Origin of the sequence: Sphingomonas sp. SORGH_AS_0789, from assembly GCF_031453055.1 — a bacterium.
Lineage (GTDB): Bacteria > Pseudomonadota > Alphaproteobacteria > Sphingomonadales > Sphingomonadaceae > Sphingomonas.
Map to the genome: position 1 here is coordinate 21,758 of NZ_JAVIYV010000001.1, position 15,483 is coordinate 37,240.

The window sequence follows — 15,483 nt, forward strand, 5'->3', positions numbered from 1 at the left end:
ATCGGGGCGTGTTCCCCTCGGTTATCCAAAGAGCCCGTCGTGCCCGTGCAGCCCCCATCCGTCCCTGCCCGTGATCGGGCGATCGCCCGCCGCCTGGCCACCGGGCTGGCGCGTCGTGGCGTACAGTTCCGCGCGGGCGAGTTCGCGCTGCTGGAGGGCGCATCGGGCAGCGTCGCGGTGCTGGCGATGATCCTGTGGGCGCAGGCGTCCCATCGCCCGGCGGATATCTGGGGGGCCTATGCCGCGTTCTGGGCCTGTCTGGCGGACAACCGGCTCCATGCCGCATCGCGCCTGCGGGCCATAGCATTGTTCGTCATCGGCGGCGCGGTGCTGGCGACGGCCATGACGGCCATGGTCCATCCCGCCCTTCCGCTGACCGACACGCTGGCGGCGGTGGCGGTCGCGGCGATCACCTTTGTCGCCGGCCGGTCCTATGGCATGGCCACGGTGGGCATGCTGCTGGGTGTCGTGGTGGTCGTGGCGGCGGAATGGCCGGTCGATGCGGCAGGCCCGATGGCGGTCGGCATCGCGTTCCTGGCCGGTGGGGGTCTGGCGCTGCTGCTTCGGATCGGCAGCATCCATGTGCTGGAGCGGCCAAACCGTGACCGCGATGCGGCACGCCCCGCCCCGCCCGAGCTTCCCTCGACCCGGTCGGCGCTGCTTCATGCCGCCAGCGCCGGTGTCGCGGTGTTCGCCTGTTTCCTGGCGGCGCATGGACTGGGGCTGGCCTATCCGCAATGGGCGACGATGACGGCGGTGGTCGTCATCACGGTCAATATCCGCACCTCGTCCTGGCGCGCGGTCGAGCGGATCGCGGGGACGTTGATCGGGACCGCGATCGTGATGGTCCTGATCGGCCACGCCAACGGCCGGGTCGCGCTGGAGGCACTGGTGCTGCCGCTGGCCGCGCTGACGATCGCGCTGCGTGCGGTCAACTATACCATCTTCGTCGGATGCGTGACGCCCTTGTTCGTCGTGATCGCCAAGATCGCCCTTCCTTTGCAAAGCGCGGGCGCACCCCAGGCCCGCGCCGTCGATACGATCGTGGGCACGTCGATCGCCCTCGTGATCTGTACGCTGATCGCGGGGCTCGTGCGATGGATCGACACCAGGCGCAGCCCCGCGCCCTCAGCCCGCCGATAAGCCTCGACGCCGACCGGCCTTCCTCACAGGCGCAGCCCCAGGCCGACCCCGAACACCAGCGGGTCCAGCGAGACGTTCACCCGCTGGCGGCCCAGCGCCGCATTGTCCAGCCGCGCGGTGGTGTCGATATCGATATATTTGACGTCGAGGTTCAGAAAGACCCGGCGGGTGAGGTCCATATCGACGCCCGCCTGCACCGCCCAGCCTGCGCTGTCCTTCAAATGGACCCTGGTCGGCCCCACCGCGCTTTCGAGCCCCTCCGAAGCCGCCTCGTTCCAGAAGATCGTATAGTTCACGCCCGCACCGACATAGGGCCGGACATGCCGGGTCGGTGCGAAGTGATATTGGACGGTCAGGGTCGGCGGCAGGACCCAGGTTGAGGCGAGCCTGCCGATGCCGCCGGTCGTGCCCCGCACCCCGCCGATCGCATGCTTCGTGGTCGAGGCGATCAGTTCGACGCCGATATGGTCGGTCGCCATATAGGTCGCGTCGACCTCCGGCATCACGCGGTCGTCGACCTTCACCGGCTCGCCGGGGAAGCCGGGCAGGATGCTGCCCGACCGCTCATTGGGCGCGACGAGGATGGCGCGGGCGCGGAGCAGCACGTCCCCGGCGCGAGTCCCGACCCGAGCGTCGCGTCCCCCACTATCCTGCGCCCATGCCGACGTACCGATTCCCGTCGCGGCGAGCGCGAACAGGGTGGCGGCGGTTCTGATGACGGTCATCCCATGTCTCCTGTGAGGCTGTGGGCATCGGGATAGGAGCGCCCCCGCCCCGCCGCCTTGACCATCGACAAGCGCCGGTTTGACGGCGGTCAAAGGCATGCGCGCACCGCCGGGGCACGACATGGGCATGTGGCCCTATCATCCCGATCTGCTCGCCCGGCCCGTGCCGCGCTACACCAGCTATCCCACCGCCGCCGAGTTCGGCGACCATGTGGGCGATGCCGACATGGCGGCGGCGCTCGACATGGTCGGGGCGGACGAGATCGTGTCGCTCTATCTCCATATCCCCTATTGCCGGGCGATCTGCTGGTATTGCGGGTGCAACACCGGGGCGGCGAACCGGACCGCGCGGCTGGACACCTATCTCGCGCGGTTGCACGCCGAGATCGATCTGGTGGCCGCCCGGCTGAAGGGACGCGGACGGATCGCCCGGATCGCCTTTGGTGGCGGAAGCCCCAATGCGATCCCGCCCGTGGCCTTCGCCGCGCTGGTCGCCCATCTGCGCACCGCCTTCGCCAGCCAGGAGGCGACGCTGTCGCTGGAGATCGATCCGCGCGGTTTCGACGCGGACTGGGCGAGCGTCATCGCGGAAACCGGCGTCGCGCGGGCCAGCCTGGGGGTGCAGACCTTCGACCCGGCACTTCAGGCGGCGATCGGTCGGGTCCAGCCGCGCGACCAGATCGTCCGCGCGGTCGCCCTGTTGCGCGCCGCCGGGGTCGGATCGATCAATTTCGACCTGATGTACGGCCTGCCCGGCCAGGACGACGCGACGCTGGCCGCGACGCTTGAGGAGGCCATCGCGCTGGCCCCGGAACGGCTGGCGGTGTTCGGCTATGCGCATGTGCCGCACCTCATCCCCCGCCAGCGCCGTATCGACGCACGGGCGCTTCCGGGTGCGGCGGCGCGTTTCGGCCAGGCGGCGCTGGCGCATGACCGGCTGACGCGTGCAGGCTACCGCGCCATCGGCTTCGACCATTTCGCGCAAGGCCATGACCCGCTGGCGAGCGCGGCGGCGAACGGACGGCTGCGCCGCAATTTCCAGGGCTTTACCGACGATCCCGCCGACATCGTGATCGGCTTGGGCGCCAGCGCGATCAGCGCCTTTCCCGACCGCCTGCTCCAGAACGCCAAGAATGCGGGGGCATGGCATCAGGCGATCGGCGCGGGTCGGTTCGCGACGACGCGCGGCCTTCATCGCGGCCCCCTGGAGCAGCGCCGGGCGCGGGCGATTGCGGACGTGCTGTGTCACGGCGTCGCGAACCTCGATGGCCTGCCCGAGCGGACCGCCATTCGCGAACGGCTCGGTCGGTTCGAGCAGATCGGATTGATCGCCTGGGACGGGGCGTGCCTGCGGCTGGCGGCGGAGGCCCTGCCCTATGCCCGCACCATCGCGGCGGCCATGGATGCCTGGCGCAACGAGGACGATACCCGCTTCAGCCATGCCGTCTGACCTTCCGCCACGCTGCGCGGCCTGTGCCGGGCGGAGCATGGCGCTGTGCGACGGTCTGGACGAGGCCGCCCTGGCCGCGATCCATCAGATCGGTCACCGCCGTCGGCTACGCGCGGGGCAGGCTTTCGGCTGGATCGGCGATCCCGCACGCCATTGCGCGCATCTCGTCTCCGGCGTGCTGAAGGTGACGCGCATGCAGGCGGATGGCGGCGTCCAGATCGTCGGGCTGCTCTATCCCGGCGATTTCGTCGGCACGCTCTTCGCCGACCGGTCGGCCGATGCGATCACGGCGCTGGGCGATGCCGATCTGTGCGTCTATCCGCGCCAGGCGCTGGAGGAGATGCTGATCCGCCATCCCGCCGCCGGGCGGCTGCTGCTGCGCCGGACGCTGGCGACCTTGGGCGAGGTGCGGCGCTGGATGCCGATGCTGGCCCGCGCCCGCGCCGACGCACGGGTGGCCGCGCTGCTGCTCGACATGGCGCGGCGCTGCGGAGCGGAGGGCGACGGCATGTTTCGCCTGCCCCTGTCACGCGGCGCGATGGCGGAGGCGCTGGGCCTGGCGGTCGAGACGGTCAGCCGCCACATGACCGCCCTCCAGAATGACGGGGTGATCCAGCTTTGCGGTCTGCGCGGCGTGCGCCTGATCGACCGGACGCGGCTCGCCATCGTCGCGGGTTAGCTCAGGCGGCGGATCGGCGGGACGCATCGTCCGCCGCCCATTGCCGTTCGCACAGCGCGCTCAGCACGGGGCGATGGCTGACGAGGATCATCCCCTGCCCGGTCCGCTCCAGCCGGGCAGCAAGGCAACGCGCAACCTCCGCCGCGACATCGGCGTCCAGCCCCTCGCCCGGTTCGTCGAGCAACAGCCAGGGCGCATCGCTCAGATAGGCGCGGGCCAGCGACAGCCGCCGACGCTCTCCGCCCGACAATCGCGCGCCATCCTCGCCCAGCCAGCTGTCCAGCCCGTCCGGCAAGCCCCGCACCACCGCATCCAGCGCCGCGTCGCCCAGCGCCTGCCACAGGCGATCCTCGGTCGCATGCGGATCGGCCATGCGCAGATTGTCGCGAACCGTGCCCGCGATCAGCATCGCCTCCTGCGGCGCCCAGGCGAAGAGCGCGCGCAGCGTCGCGGGCGGCAGATCGGCCGCATCCCGGCCGTCGATCCCGATCCGGCCGGACCGTAGCGGACGCAGCCCCAGCAAGCCTTCGATCAACGTCGTCTTGCCGCAGCCCGATGGCCCGGTCAGCGCGATCCGGCTGCCCGGCATGCACAGCTCGCCATCGAGGACGAGGATCGGCTGGCCGCGCGATCCGACAGCGGGACGCGGGTCCGCCGCCGCATCGAAAACCGCATCCAGCCGCGCCTCCGCCTCGCGCAGCCGCCCCCTTTCGGTCGACGCCCGCAGGATCGGCGCGAGCCCGTCGACGGTCATCGCCGCCGCCAACGCCGCGAGCGCGGCGACCGGCGCACCGGCGTCGAGCGACAGCATCAGGGCCGACGCCGCCGCCACGGCCACGCCGGTCGCGTGCAGCGCCTCGAACCGCGCGGCGACCGCAGCCTGCTGGTTCTGCGCTTCGGCCAGGCGATCGCTCGCCGCCGCGACGCGCGCGGCCGCCCAGTCCTCCAGCGCGAAGCAGCGCAGCTCCGCCGCCGCGCTTCCCAGCATCGCCACCTCCTCGCGCAGCGCGCCCGTCGCCCGTTGCACCGCGCGGCCGGGCTGCTCCAACCGGCGTGCGCCCTGAAGGGCCAGAGCCAGGACGCCCCCGGCACAGGCCAGCGTCGCCACCATCGCCGGCCAACCGCCGAGCAGGGTCAATGCCGCCCCCGCCATGACCGCCGCGACGGCGCCCCACGGCCCCGACAGACGGACGAAGCGCCATTCCACCGCATCGACATCGCCGATCAGCCGCGCGGTCGCCTCGCCCCGCCCCAGCGCCAGCGCGACCCGGGGCGGCGCGGCGGTGATCGCGCGGTAGAGCGCGGGCCGCAGCCGGGCGAGCGCGCCGAACGCCGCGCCATGGCTCGCCAGCCGCTCGCCATAGCGCGCGCCGGTCCGCACGATCGCCAGCAGGCGGATCGCGGCGGAGGGCAGCATATAGTTGAACGCCTGCGCCGCCACGATCCCGGCCCCGCCCGCCAGCGCGGCGGCGGTCAGGAACCAGCCCGACAGCGCGAGCAGCAGCACCGATGCGGCCGCCACCGACGCGGCACAGCCGCCCGCCCGCCACAGACGGCGACGCTCGTTCCGGCGTTCGGCGGCGATCCATGTGCGAAGGGTCATGCGACGGGTCCCAGATGGATGACGCGCGTCGCGATGGCGGCGAGCGCGGGGCTATGGGTGGCGATCACCGTCGTGCGCCCGCGCGCCGCCCCGCCGATCGTCCGGATCAGCGCGGCTTCGGCCACCGCGTCGAGATGCGCGGTCGGCTCGTCGAGCAACAGGAAGGGCGCGGGGTTCAACAAAGCGCGCGCCAGGGCGATGCGCCGCCGTTCGCCGCCCGACAAACCGCTTCCCCGCGCATCGAGCGGCGCATCCAGGCCGCCCGGACGACGGCGGAGCATCGGCATCAGCCCCGCCACGACGACGGCCCGTTGCAGGGCCAGCGCCGTGGCCTCGGGATGGGCCAGCAACAGATTTTCGCGGATCGTGCCCGCGATCAGCAACGGATGCTGGCCGACCCAGCTCGCCTGCCCCGCCAGCGAGGTCAAGGCCGCGCCGTCCATCTCGACCGTTCCGGCCGATAGCGGCGCAAGGCCCAGCAGCAGGTGCAGCACGCTGGTCTTGCCGCTGCCCGACGGCCCCAGCAGCGCCACCGTCTCACCGGCCCCGACGGACAGGGAGAGACGCGAGACGGCGGGCGCGTCGCTGCCGGGATAATGGATCGTGACATCGCGCAAGGTCAGCACCCCGGCCGCCGCCGCCGCGACCGGAACCGCGCGCCCCGGCTCGACCAGCGGCATCAGCGTCTCGGCGGCCGTCTCCGCGCCTTGCTTGTCATGATAGGCGGCGGCCAGGCGGCGCATCGGCGCATAGAATTCCGGCGCCAGGGCCAGCACGAAGAAGGCACGCGGCAAGCTCAGCGTCTCGGGGGCCGCAAAGGGCAGCAGGCCGAGCAGCGAGAAACCGCAATAGACCGCGACCAGCGCGACCGACAGCGCCGCGAAGAATTCCAGCGCGGCGGACGACAGGAAGGCGATCCGCAGGACCCGCATGGTCCGCTCCGCCAGTTCCTGCGCGGCGGCGCCGATCGCCTGGGTCTCGCGTGTCTCGGCGCGGAAGGCCAGCACCACGGGCAAGGCGCGCACCCGGTCGGCGAAACGCGCCGACAGACGATGCAGCGCAAGGAACTGCCGCCGCGACTCGTCCGCCGCCGCGCCGCCCGCCAGGATCATCGCCGCGACGAAGGGCAGCAGCGTCGCCGCCAGGATGACGGCCGCGACCGGGCTGGCACAGGCCGTCGCGGCCAGGACCAGGATCGGCGCGACGGCGGCGGCCCGGCGTGCGGGGAGGAAACGGGCGACGAACCCGTCCAGTGCCTCGACCGCATCCACGGCCTGCGTCGCCAGCTGGCCGCTGTCCATCGGCATGCCCGCCTGCCGGTACAGGGCGGCGGCGACGACGCGCCGCCGTTGCGCCCGCTTGACCAGTCCCGCCCGCGCGGCCCCCTGTCGCACGGCCAGCATCGCGAGCCATCCGCGCGCCATCCCCATGCCGATCGCGAGCAGGGCCCAGGGCAGCACCGCCCCCCGCCCCGCCACCGCCGCGACGCCCCCCGCGATCCCGGCCGCGAAGCCGATGGCGGCCAGCGTATCGAGGAGCAGCAGGCCCGGCGTCCCGTCACGGCCCGCGGCCGCATCCTTCAACCAGCGGCTCCGCATCCGGGCGGCGGGGGCATCATGGGCGATCGTCGTCATGCCGCGACCGTCGCAGCGGCGTGGGCGGTCGTCTTTGACCGCGGTCAATGTCGGGGGGTGGACCGAGGCGTAGCGAATCCGTGGACAAGGGGCCGGGGGGCGGCTCCTTTTATGGAGACATGCCATGGACCCCGGGGTCGTCGACCTGTCGCGGCTGCAATTCGCGGCCACCGCCTTGTATCATTTCCTGTTCGTGCCGCTGACTCTGGGCCTGTCGATGATGCTGGTCATCATGGAATCGGTCTATGTCATGACCAATCGCCCGGTGTGGCGGGTGACGACGCGCTTCTGGGGCAAGATTTTCGGCATCAACTTCGTGCTGGGGGTCGCCACCGGGCTGACCATGGAGTTCCAGTTCGGCACCAACTGGTCCTATTTCTCGCATTATGTCGGCGACATCTTCGGCGCGCCGCTGGCGATCGAGGGGCTGATGGCCTTCTTCCTGGAGGCGACGTTCGTCGGGCTGATGTTCTTCGGCTGGGACCGGCTGTCGAAGCTGGGGCATCTGATCGTCACCTTCCTGGTGGCGCTGGGCACCAATTTGTCGGCGCTGTGGATCCTCATCGCCAATGGCTGGATGCAGAACCCGGTCGGCGCGACCTTCAATCCCGACACGATGCGGATGGAGGTCGCGGACTTCGGCGCGGTGCTGTTCAATCCGGTGGCGCAGGCCAAGTTCGTCCATACGGTCAGCGCGGGCTATGTCTGCGCCTCGGTCGTGGTGCTGGGCGTGTCGGCCTTCTGGCTGTTGAAGGGGCGGTTCGTGTCCGTCGCGCGCCGGTCGATGACGGTCGCGGCGGCGTTCGGCCTCGCCTCCTCGCTGTCGGTCGTCGTGCTGGGCGACGAGAGCGGCTATGCGCTGACCGACAACCAGAAGATGAAGCTCGCCGCGATCGAGGCGGTCTGGCACACCGAACCCGGCCCGTCGGGGCTGACGCTGTTCGGGCTGCCCGACGTCAAGGCGCATGAGACCCGCTACAAGGTCGAGATCCCCTGGGTCCTGGGCCTGATCGCGACGCGCAGCCTGGACGGCACGGTGACGGGCATGTCCGAACTGGTGCTGAAGGCGCAGGAGCGGATCGCATCGGGCGTGATCGCCTATGACGCGGTACAGCGGCTGAAGGCCGATCCGCAGGACCCGGCCCAGCGGGCGCGGTTCGAGGCGCATAAGCGCGACCTGGGCTATGCGCTGCTCCTCAAGCGGCAAATGGCCGATCCGCGCAGCGCGACGCCGCAGCAGATCGAGGCGGCGGCATGGGACACGGTGCCCGATGTCGGCCTGCTCTTCTGGAGCTTTCGCATCATGGCGGGGATCGGCTTTGCGATGATCGCGCTGTTCGCGACCGCCTTCGCCCTGTGTTCGCTGCGGATGCACATGGATGCGCGCTGGTTCCTCAAGCTGGCGGTGGCGGCGATCCCGCTGCCCTGGGTGGCGATCGAGCTGGGCTGGCTGGTCGCCGAACTGGGGCGTCAGCCCTGGGCGATCGAGGGCGTGCTGCCGACCTTCCTCGCGACCAGCTCGCTGTCGCGCGGCGCGCTTTGGACCACGCTGGCGGGCTTCACCGCGCTGTACGGCGTGCTGGCCGTGATCGAGGTCCGGCTGATCCTGGCCGCCATCGCGCACGGGCCGGAGGAACGGGACGACCAGCCCGGCCCCGGCCCGATCCCCGCCGCCATTCCTGTTGCCGCCTGAGCCAAAGGACTGGGATATGTTCGATTACGAGATGTTGCGCCTGATCTGGTGGGCGCTGCTGGGTATATTGCTGATCGGCTTCGCGTTGACCGACGGATTCGACCTGGGGGTCGCCGCTCTCCTGCCCTTCGTCGCGCGGAACGATGCCGAGAGGCGGATGGTCATCAATTCCATCGGGCCGACCTGGGAGGGGAACCAGGTCTGGTTCATCCTGGGCGGCGGGGCGATCTTCGCCGCCTGGCCCTTCGTCTATGCGGTCAGCTTTTCGGGCTTCTACCTGGCGATGTTCCTGGTCCTCGCCGCGCTGATCCTGCGGCCCGTGGGGTTCAAATATCGCAGCAAGCGGCCCGACCCGGCATGGCGCACCCGCTGGGACTGGGCGCTGTTCGTCGGCGGGCTGGTGCCCGCGCTCGTCTTCGGCGTGGCGGTCGGCAACGTCCTGCTGGGCGCGCCCTTCCGCCTCGACAGCGATCTGCGCGCCTTTTACGACGGGACGCTGCTGGGCCTGTTCACGCCCTTCACGCTGCTGTGCGGGCTGTTGTCGGTGGCGATGCTGGTGCTGCACGGCGCGGCGTGGCTGTCGATCAAGGTCGAGCACGGGCCGGTCCACGACCGCGCCCGGACGTTCGGTACGGTGGCTGCGATCGCCGCGATCCTGCTGTTCGCGGGCGGTTTTGCCTTCGTCGCCTGGGGCGGCATGGGCTATCATGTCGTCGGCACGGTCGATCCTCTCGGCCCGTCCAATCCGCTGCACATGACGACGGAAGCGGCGGGCGGCGCGTGGCTGGACAATTATGCCGCCTATCCCTGGATGACGGCGCTGCCCATTCTGGGCTTTGCCGGGCCTATGCTGGCGCTGATCGGTATCAGGAGCAGGCGCGAGAGCGTCGCCTTTGCCGGGTCGTCGCTGGCCGCGACGGGCATCATCGCCACGGTCGGCTGTTCGATCTTCCCCTTCATCCTGCCCTCCAGCATCGATGCGCATAGCAGCCTGACGGTCTGGAACGCCTCGTCCACGCAGAAGACACTGGGCATCATGCTGTTCGTCACCATCGTCTTCCTGCCGATCGTGCTGGCCTACACCGCCTGGGCCTACCGGGTGATGTTCGGCCGCGTGACGGCGGATGCGGTGCGCACCAACCCCGACTTCTACTGAAAGGCCCCGTCCATGTGGTATTTCTCCTGGGTCCTCGGCCTCGGCCTGGCCATCGGCTTCGGCATCCTCAACGGCATGTGGCATGAATTCCACTTGCCGCAGGAGGAGGATGTGTCGCCGCGACACTGACGGATGGGACAATCCGTCCGACGACAAGGGATCATGGCCATGCTATCGGGCAAGGCCATGATCCCGAACGACGTTTGTGCCGACTGCGCGGTGCGCGACCGGGCCCTGTGCGGCAGCCTCGACGACCGCGAGCTGATCGCGCTCAACACGATAGGCCAGCGCCGCCATGTCGCGCGGGGCCAGACCATCGCCTGGGCGGGTGACGAGGCGGTGCTCTGCGGCAACCTGCTGTCGGGGGTGCTGAAACTGGTCGCCGCCACCGCCGACGGGCGCGAACAGACGGTCGGCCTGCTCTATCCGGCCGATTTCTTCGGACAGCCCTATGCGGGCGATGTCGACTTCACCCTGACCGCGCTGACCGATGCCGAGCTTTGCGTCTTTCCGCGTGTCGCCTTCGAGCGGGTGCTGGAGGATCACCAACGCATGGAGCGGCTGTTGCTCCAGCGGACCTTCGAGTCGCTGAACGAGGCGCGCGGGCGGATGCTGGTGCTGGCGCGCCAGTCGGCGGGGGAGAAGCTGGCCGGGTTCCTGCTCGACATGGCGGCGCGTGCCGGGGCCGGCGGGTGCCGGGCCAGCCGCGACGGGCCGCTTACCTTCGACCTGCCGCTGACGCGCGGACAGATCGCCGACGTGCTGGGCATGACGATCGAGACGGTCAGCCGCCAGCTGACCCAAATGAAGCAGAGCGGGATCATCGGCCTGCCCGGCGGCCGGGCCATCACGATCAGCGACCGCGACGCGCTGGCCGCCCGCGCCGCAGCCTGAGAAGCGGTCAGGCCGCGACGTTGTCCGCCAGCGCCTCGACCAGCAGCGCGCGGGCCTCGCGCGTCAGGCGGTGCCCGGCCAGGGCGATGATGGTGAGCTGCTCGAAATCGACCGCGCGGCGGCACCCGGTGAAGAAACAGCGCAGCATATGGCCAAGCGTCTCGGGCCCCATGGCGGCATCCGCCCCGTCAAAAGCCTCGATCAGATCGCGCGCCGCCGCGCCGTCCGCCATGTGCCGATGCCGGACATGGTCGAGCAGCGTCCAGGCGAGCGGGTCTTCATGCCCGTTGAGCAGCATCGCCGCCAGATAATCGCCATCGACCCGCTCCCCCTTCGCCACCAGCCCCTGCAAGGCCGTCAGGAATGCCGCCGTCATCGGCGCGTCGGGCTGCGCCGGCAGGCTGTCCGCGATCGCCTCCGCCTGGTCGCACAGGGCCAGGCGACGGCGATGTTCCTGAATCAGCCGGACCAGGTCGATTTCGTGGATGACGTGCCAGCGACGCGCGAACGGCACGACGCTGCCTTGAAGCGGGTTGCGGTCCATCGCGCAGGGTCTCCTTCGCCGCCCTCGTGACGCAGGAGAGCGTCGCCGACATTGACGATGGTCAAAATACGGGCGCCCGGCCCCTTCAACGCTGGCGGGCGAGATGCCGGTGGATCGTGCTGCGGTGGACGCCCAGTTGCCGCGCCGCCGCCGAGACATTGCCGCCATGGGCCGCCAGCGCCGCGTCGATCGCCTCCGCCCGGTCATCCGCCAGAGGACGCGCGACCGACAGCTCGATGCCGCCGCTTCGCGCCTCCGCATCCCAACCGCCGATCAGCGTCGCGCCATTGGCCAGGCGCAGCTGCCCCTTCGTCGCCTGGCTGCGCATGTCGACCAGCTCGGCGAGCGCGGTGTCGTCCAGCGCCTCCCAGCTACGCCCGACCAGCGAGAGGCCGCGCCGGTTGGCCGCGACGAGCCGGTCGTCGCGAAACACCAATATCCCCTCTCGCGCCGTGCCCAGCATCGCCGCATCGTCGTGCATGCGCAGCACGCGGCAATCCGCAAAGCCGGTGCGGAACAGCCGGTGCTCGATCTGGTCGACCGCCAGGCGGATCAGCCCCAGCGCATGCCCGTGCCCGCTGACCGAAGGACCCGAAATGTCGAGCGCCCCGACGATCGCGCCGCGCGGATCGAGGATCGGCGTCGCGGCGCAGCTCAGCACCGCATGTTCGGCGAAGAAATGCTCGCCGCCATGCACCGCGATCGGACGACGCTCGGCGATGGCGGTGCCGATCGCATTGGTGCCGGTGCTCGCCTCGGTCCAGGACACGCCGGGCCGCAGCGCCACCTGCGCCGCCCGCGACAGGAAGCCGGTGTCGCCGATGGTGTCGAGGATCATGCCGTCGGCATCCGCCAGGATCACGACGCTGCCCGTGTCGCGCGCCTCGCCCGCCAGCATCTCCAGTTCGGGGCGGCAGAGGCGACGCAGCGACTCGCGACGCTGGCGCAGCGCATGGAGTTCGCCCTCGGTCAGCGGCCCGCCGTCGCGCAGCCGCCCCTGGGCCAGCCCCATGTCGGTACAGCGCAGCCAGGAGCGCAACACCGGCTGGCGCACGCTTTCGAGCGGCAGCTGCCCCTCGTCGAAATAGGCTCGCCGGCCCTGTTCTATCCCGGCGCCGTCCATCGCCGCATCCTTCTCCGACTGTCGCAAAGTGCGACACCGGCGCGGCTTTCGCGTCGCGCCGTGCGACACATGCTACGCCTTGCCGACGGAAAGTCCATCGGCACCGCGCATCTCGTCGCGGATCGGCTTGCCCCGCGCGCCGCACAGGCAGAGCCTTGGCACCATAACAGACCAAGGAGAGGTTTCATGACGATCCAGGAAAGCATCAGGGCCCGCACCGCGCCGTTCAAGGAACGCTATGCCAATTTCATCGGCGGGCGCTGGGTCGATCCGGTCGACGGACGCTGGTTCGACAACCGATCGCCGATCGACGGACAGGTCATCTGCCAGGTCGCGCGCAGCCAGGCGGCCGATATCGAACTCGCGCTCGACGCCGCGCACAAGGCCAAGGACAGCTGGGGCCGCACCAGCGTCGCCGAGCGGGCGCTGATCCTTCACCGCATCGCCGACCGGATGGAGGAGAATCTCGGCCGTCTCGCCACCGTCGAGACCTGGGACAATGGCAAGCCGATCCGCGAGACGACCGCCGCCGACCTGCCGCTGGCCATCGACCATTTCCGCTATTTCGCGGGCTGTATCCGCGCGCAGGAAGGCGGGATTTCGGAGATCGACCACGACACGGTCGCCTATCATTTCCACGAGCCGCTGGGCGTCGTCGGGCAGATCATCCCGTGGAACTTCCCGCTGCTGATGGCCTGTTGGAAGCTGGCGCCCGCGCTGGCGGCGGGCAATTGCGTGGTGCTGAAACCCGCCGAGCAGACCCCGGCGTCGATCATGGTGCTGGCCGAACTGATCGCCGACCTGCTGCCCGACGGCGTGCTCAACATCGTCAACGGATATGGCGTCGAGGCGGGCAAGCCGCTGGCGCAGAACCCGCGCATCGCCAAGATCGCCTTTACCGGCGAGACGACGACCGGGCAGCTCATCATGTCCTATGCGTCGGAAAACCTGATCCCGGTGACGCTGGAGCTGGGCGGCAAGAGCCCCAATATCTTCTTCGGCGACGTCGCGGCCGAGGATGACGATTATCTGGACAAGGCGATCGAGGGCTTCGCCATGTTCGCGCTCAACCAGGGCGAGGTCTGCACCTGCCCCAGCCGCGCGCTGGTCCACGAATCCATCTATGACCGCTTCATGGAAAAGGCGGTCGCGCGGGTCGAGGCGATGATCCAGGGCGATCCGCTCGACCCCGCCACCATGGTCGGCGCGCAGGCGTCGCAGGAGCAGATGGACAAGATCCTCGGCTATCTCGACATCGGCCGCGACGAGGGCGCGAAGGTGCTGACCGGCGGCACGCGCAACCGGCCCGAGGGGCTGGAGGGCTATTATGTCAAGCCGACGGTGCTGAGCGGCAACAACCGGATGCGCGTGTTCCAGGAGGAGATTTTCGGCCCCGTCGTGTCGGTCGCGACCTTCAGGGACGATGAGGAGGCGCTGCGCATCGCCAACGACACGCTCTATGGCCTGGGCGCGGGCGTGTGGACGCGCGATGGCACCCGCGCCTATCGCATGGGCCGCGCGATCCAGGCGGGGCGGGTGTGGACCAACTGCTATCACGCCTATCCCGCCCATGCGGCGTTCGGCGGCTATAAGCGCTCGGGTATCGGGCGCGAGACGCACCGGATGATGCTCGACCATTATCAGCAGACCAAGAACCTGCTGGTCAGCTACTCGGCCAAGAAGCTCGGCTTCTTTTGACCCCAGGCTTCTTTTGACCGTGATCAAGGCGGGGATCGGCCGCCGCGCCCATCCCCGGCCTATCCTCATTCGACAGGAGAAACACCATGGCGAAGACGATGAAGGCGGCGGTCGTCCGTGCGTTCGGCGAACCGCTCAGCATCGATGAAGTCCCCGTCCCCGAGGTCGGCGACGGCATGATCCAGGTCGCGATCCAGGCGTCGGGCGTCTGTCACACCGATCTGCACGCGGCCGAGGGCGACTGGCCGGTCAAGCCCAACCCGCCCTTCATTCCGGGGCATGAGGGCGTCGGCTATGTCTCGGCGGTCGGCAAGGGCGTCAAGCACATCAAGGAAGGCGACCGGGTCGGCGTCCCCTGGCTCTACACCGCCTGCGGCCACTGCGTGCATTGCCTGGGCGGGTGGGAAACGCTGTGCGAAAGCCAGCTCAACACCGGCTATTCGGTCAATGGCGGTTTCGCCGATTATGTCATCGCCGACCCCAATTTCGTCGGCCACCTGCCCGCCAATATCGGCTTTACCGAGATCGCGCCGGTGCTCTGCGCCGGGGTGACGGTGTATAAGGGGCTGAAGATGACCGACACCAAGCCGGGCGACACGGTCGTCATCTCCGGCATCGGCGGCCTGGGCCATATGGCGGTGCAATATGCCGTCGCGATGGGGCTGAACGTCGCGGCGGTCGATGTCGACGATGCCAAGCTGGACCTGGCCCGCCGCTTGGGCGCGAAGGTCACGGTCAATGCGCGGACGGAGGCGGACCCGGCGGCGGCGATCAGGCGCGAGACCGGCGGCGGGGCGCAGGGTGCGCTCGTCACCGCAGTCAGCGAAAAGGCGTTCGCGCAGGCCGTGGGCATGATGGCGCGCGGCGGCACGGTGGCGCTCAACGGCCTGCCGCCCGGCGACTTCCCGCTCAACATCTTCGGTCTGGTGCTGAACGGCATCACCGTGCGCGGGTCGATCGTCGGAACCCGGCTCGACCTTCAGGAGTCGCTGGACTTCGCGGCAGACGGCAAGGTCAGGGCGACGGTTTCCACCGCGCCGCTAACCGAGGTCAATCACGTGTTCGACCGGATGCGCCAAGGGCAGATCGAGGGCCGCATCGTCCTCGACCTCGCCGCCTGACATCAGGGCGGGCGGCGGTT

At 70.0% G+C, this 15,483-nt stretch carries 14 protein-coding genes; 9 read left to right on the forward strand and 5 right to left on the reverse strand.

The genetic code is table 11. From position 1 onward, the window contains the following. Positions 1-39: 39 nt before the first annotated feature. Complete coding sequence (locus tag QE360_RS00100) at positions 40-1,143, forward strand: FUSC family protein (protein WP_309698314.1); 1,104 nt, start codon at positions 40-42, stop codon at positions 1,141-1,143. Positions 1,144-1,166: 23 nt separating this feature from the next. On the opposite strand, the gene QE360_RS00105 is transcribed toward QE360_RS00100, so the two are convergent. Next, positions 1,167-1,868, reverse strand: coding sequence for an OmpW/AlkL family protein (locus QE360_RS00105; RefSeq protein ID WP_405052540.1), 702 nt, complete (start codon positions 1,866-1,868; stop codon positions 1,167-1,169). Positions 1,869-1,995: 127 nt separating this feature from the next. Between QE360_RS00105 and QE360_RS00110 the strand changes: the two genes are divergently transcribed. Beyond that, positions 1,996-3,318: a radical SAM protein gene (locus tag QE360_RS00110; RefSeq protein WP_309703989.1), complete on the forward strand. Its 1,323-nt coding sequence runs from the start codon at positions 1,996-1,998 to the stop codon at positions 3,316-3,318. Beyond that, positions 3,308-3,997, forward strand: a complete 690-nt coding sequence (locus QE360_RS00115; RefSeq protein ID WP_309698316.1) for a Crp/Fnr family transcriptional regulator — start codon at positions 3,308-3,310, stop codon at positions 3,995-3,997. Before QE360_RS00110 ends, QE360_RS00115 begins: the two co-directional genes overlap by 11 nt. A 1-nt stretch (position 3,998) precedes the next feature. Here QE360_RS00115 and QE360_RS00120 read toward each other — a convergent pair whose 3' ends face one another. Further along, the gene (locus QE360_RS00120) at positions 3,999-5,600 is read right to left on the reverse strand and encodes an ATP-binding cassette domain-containing protein (protein ID WP_309698319.1); all 1,602 of its coding nucleotides are present in this window, start codon (positions 5,598-5,600) and stop codon (positions 3,999-4,001) included. Further along, the gene (cydD, locus tag QE360_RS00125; RefSeq protein ID WP_309698321.1) at positions 5,597-7,234 is read right to left on the reverse strand and encodes a thiol reductant ABC exporter subunit CydD; all 1,638 of its coding nucleotides are present in this window, start codon (positions 7,232-7,234) and stop codon (positions 5,597-5,599) included. Before cydD ends, QE360_RS00120 begins: the two co-directional genes overlap by 4 nt. Before the next feature lie 124 nt (positions 7,235-7,358). Between cydD and QE360_RS00130 the strand changes: the two genes are divergently transcribed. The 4 genes from QE360_RS00130 to QE360_RS00145 are packed head-to-tail and all read left to right on the forward strand — an operon-like array spanning position 7,359 to position 10,977. Then, complete coding sequence (locus QE360_RS00130; protein WP_309698324.1) at positions 7,359-8,927, forward strand: cytochrome ubiquinol oxidase subunit I; 1,569 nt, start codon at positions 7,359-7,361, stop codon at positions 8,925-8,927. 16 nt (positions 8,928-8,943) lie between these two features. Further along, complete coding sequence (gene cydB / locus QE360_RS00135) at positions 8,944-10,083, forward strand: cytochrome d ubiquinol oxidase subunit II (protein WP_309698326.1); 1,140 nt, start codon at positions 8,944-8,946, stop codon at positions 10,081-10,083. A gap of 12 nt (positions 10,084-10,095) precedes the next feature. Next, positions 10,096-10,212 (forward strand): cytochrome bd-I oxidase subunit CydX, encoded by a 117-nt coding sequence (gene cydX, locus QE360_RS00140; RefSeq protein ID WP_307104256.1) that lies wholly within the window; start codon positions 10,096-10,098, stop codon positions 10,210-10,212. A gap of 57 nt (positions 10,213-10,269) precedes the next feature. After that, positions 10,270-10,977, forward strand: a complete 708-nt coding sequence (locus QE360_RS00145; RefSeq protein ID WP_309703991.1) for a Crp/Fnr family transcriptional regulator — start codon at positions 10,270-10,272, stop codon at positions 10,975-10,977. A gap of 7 nt (positions 10,978-10,984) precedes the next feature. Here QE360_RS00145 and QE360_RS00150 read toward each other — a convergent pair whose 3' ends face one another. Both QE360_RS00150 and QE360_RS00155 read right to left on the reverse strand, forming a co-directional pair. Continuing rightward, positions 10,985-11,521 carry a hypothetical protein gene (locus tag QE360_RS00150; protein WP_309698329.1) on the reverse strand — a complete coding sequence of 179 codons (537 nt, stop codon included), beginning with the start codon at positions 11,519-11,521 and terminating at the stop codon, positions 10,985-10,987. Positions 11,522-11,606: 85 nt separating this feature from the next. Beyond that, the gene (locus QE360_RS00155; RefSeq protein ID WP_309698331.1) at positions 11,607-12,644 is read right to left on the reverse strand and encodes a GAF domain-containing protein; all 1,038 of its coding nucleotides are present in this window, start codon (positions 12,642-12,644) and stop codon (positions 11,607-11,609) included. 186 nt (positions 12,645-12,830) lie between these two features. On the opposite strand from QE360_RS00155, the gene adh reads away from it, so the two are divergent. Together adh and QE360_RS00165 are read left to right on the forward strand one after the other, a co-directional pair. After that, the gene (gene adh, locus QE360_RS00160) at positions 12,831-14,342 is read left to right on the forward strand and encodes an aldehyde dehydrogenase (RefSeq protein ID WP_309698333.1); all 1,512 of its coding nucleotides are present in this window, start codon (positions 12,831-12,833) and stop codon (positions 14,340-14,342) included. 86 nt (positions 14,343-14,428) lie between these two features. Further along, positions 14,429-15,463, forward strand: a complete 1,035-nt coding sequence (locus tag QE360_RS00165; protein WP_309694046.1) for a zinc-dependent alcohol dehydrogenase — start codon at positions 14,429-14,431, stop codon at positions 15,461-15,463. Positions 15,464-15,483 lie beyond the last annotated feature (20 nt).

Excerpts from the sequence above, each read along its gene's own strand:
- QE360_RS00105 (WP_405052540.1), bottom strand. The coding sequence starts at position 1,868 with ATGACCGTCATCAGAACCGCCGCCACCCTGTTCGCGCTCGCCGCGACG.
- QE360_RS00110 (WP_309703989.1), top strand. The coding sequence starts at position 1,996 with ATGTGGCCCTATCATCCCGATCTGCTCGCCCGGCCCGTGCCGCGCTAC.
- QE360_RS00115 (WP_309698316.1), top strand. The coding sequence starts at position 3,308 with ATGCCGTCTGACCTTCCGCCACGCTGCGCGGCCTGTGCCGGGCGGAGC.
- QE360_RS00120 (WP_309698319.1), bottom strand. The coding sequence starts at position 5,600 with ATGACCCTTCGCACATGGATCGCCGCCGAACGCCGGAACGAGCGTCGC.
- cydD (WP_309698321.1), bottom strand. The coding sequence starts at position 7,234 with ATGACGACGATCGCCCATGATGCCCCCGCCGCCCGGATGCGGAGCCGC.
- QE360_RS00130 (WP_309698324.1), top strand. The coding sequence starts at position 7,359 with ATGGACCCCGGGGTCGTCGACCTGTCGCGGCTGCAATTCGCGGCCACC.
- cydB (WP_309698326.1), top strand. The coding sequence starts at position 8,944 with ATGTTCGATTACGAGATGTTGCGCCTGATCTGGTGGGCGCTGCTGGGT.
- cydX (WP_307104256.1), top strand. The coding sequence starts at position 10,096 with ATGTGGTATTTCTCCTGGGTCCTCGGCCTCGGCCTGGCCATCGGCTTC.
- QE360_RS00145 (WP_309703991.1), top strand. The coding sequence starts at position 10,270 with ATGATCCCGAACGACGTTTGTGCCGACTGCGCGGTGCGCGACCGGGCC.
- QE360_RS00150 (WP_309698329.1), bottom strand. The coding sequence starts at position 11,521 with ATGGACCGCAACCCGCTTCAAGGCAGCGTCGTGCCGTTCGCGCGTCGC.
- QE360_RS00155 (WP_309698331.1), bottom strand. The coding sequence starts at position 12,644 with ATGGACGGCGCCGGGATAGAACAGGGCCGGCGAGCCTATTTCGACGAG.
- adh (WP_309698333.1), top strand. The coding sequence starts at position 12,831 with ATGACGATCCAGGAAAGCATCAGGGCCCGCACCGCGCCGTTCAAGGAA.
- QE360_RS00165 (WP_309694046.1), top strand. The coding sequence starts at position 14,429 with ATGGCGAAGACGATGAAGGCGGCGGTCGTCCGTGCGTTCGGCGAACCG.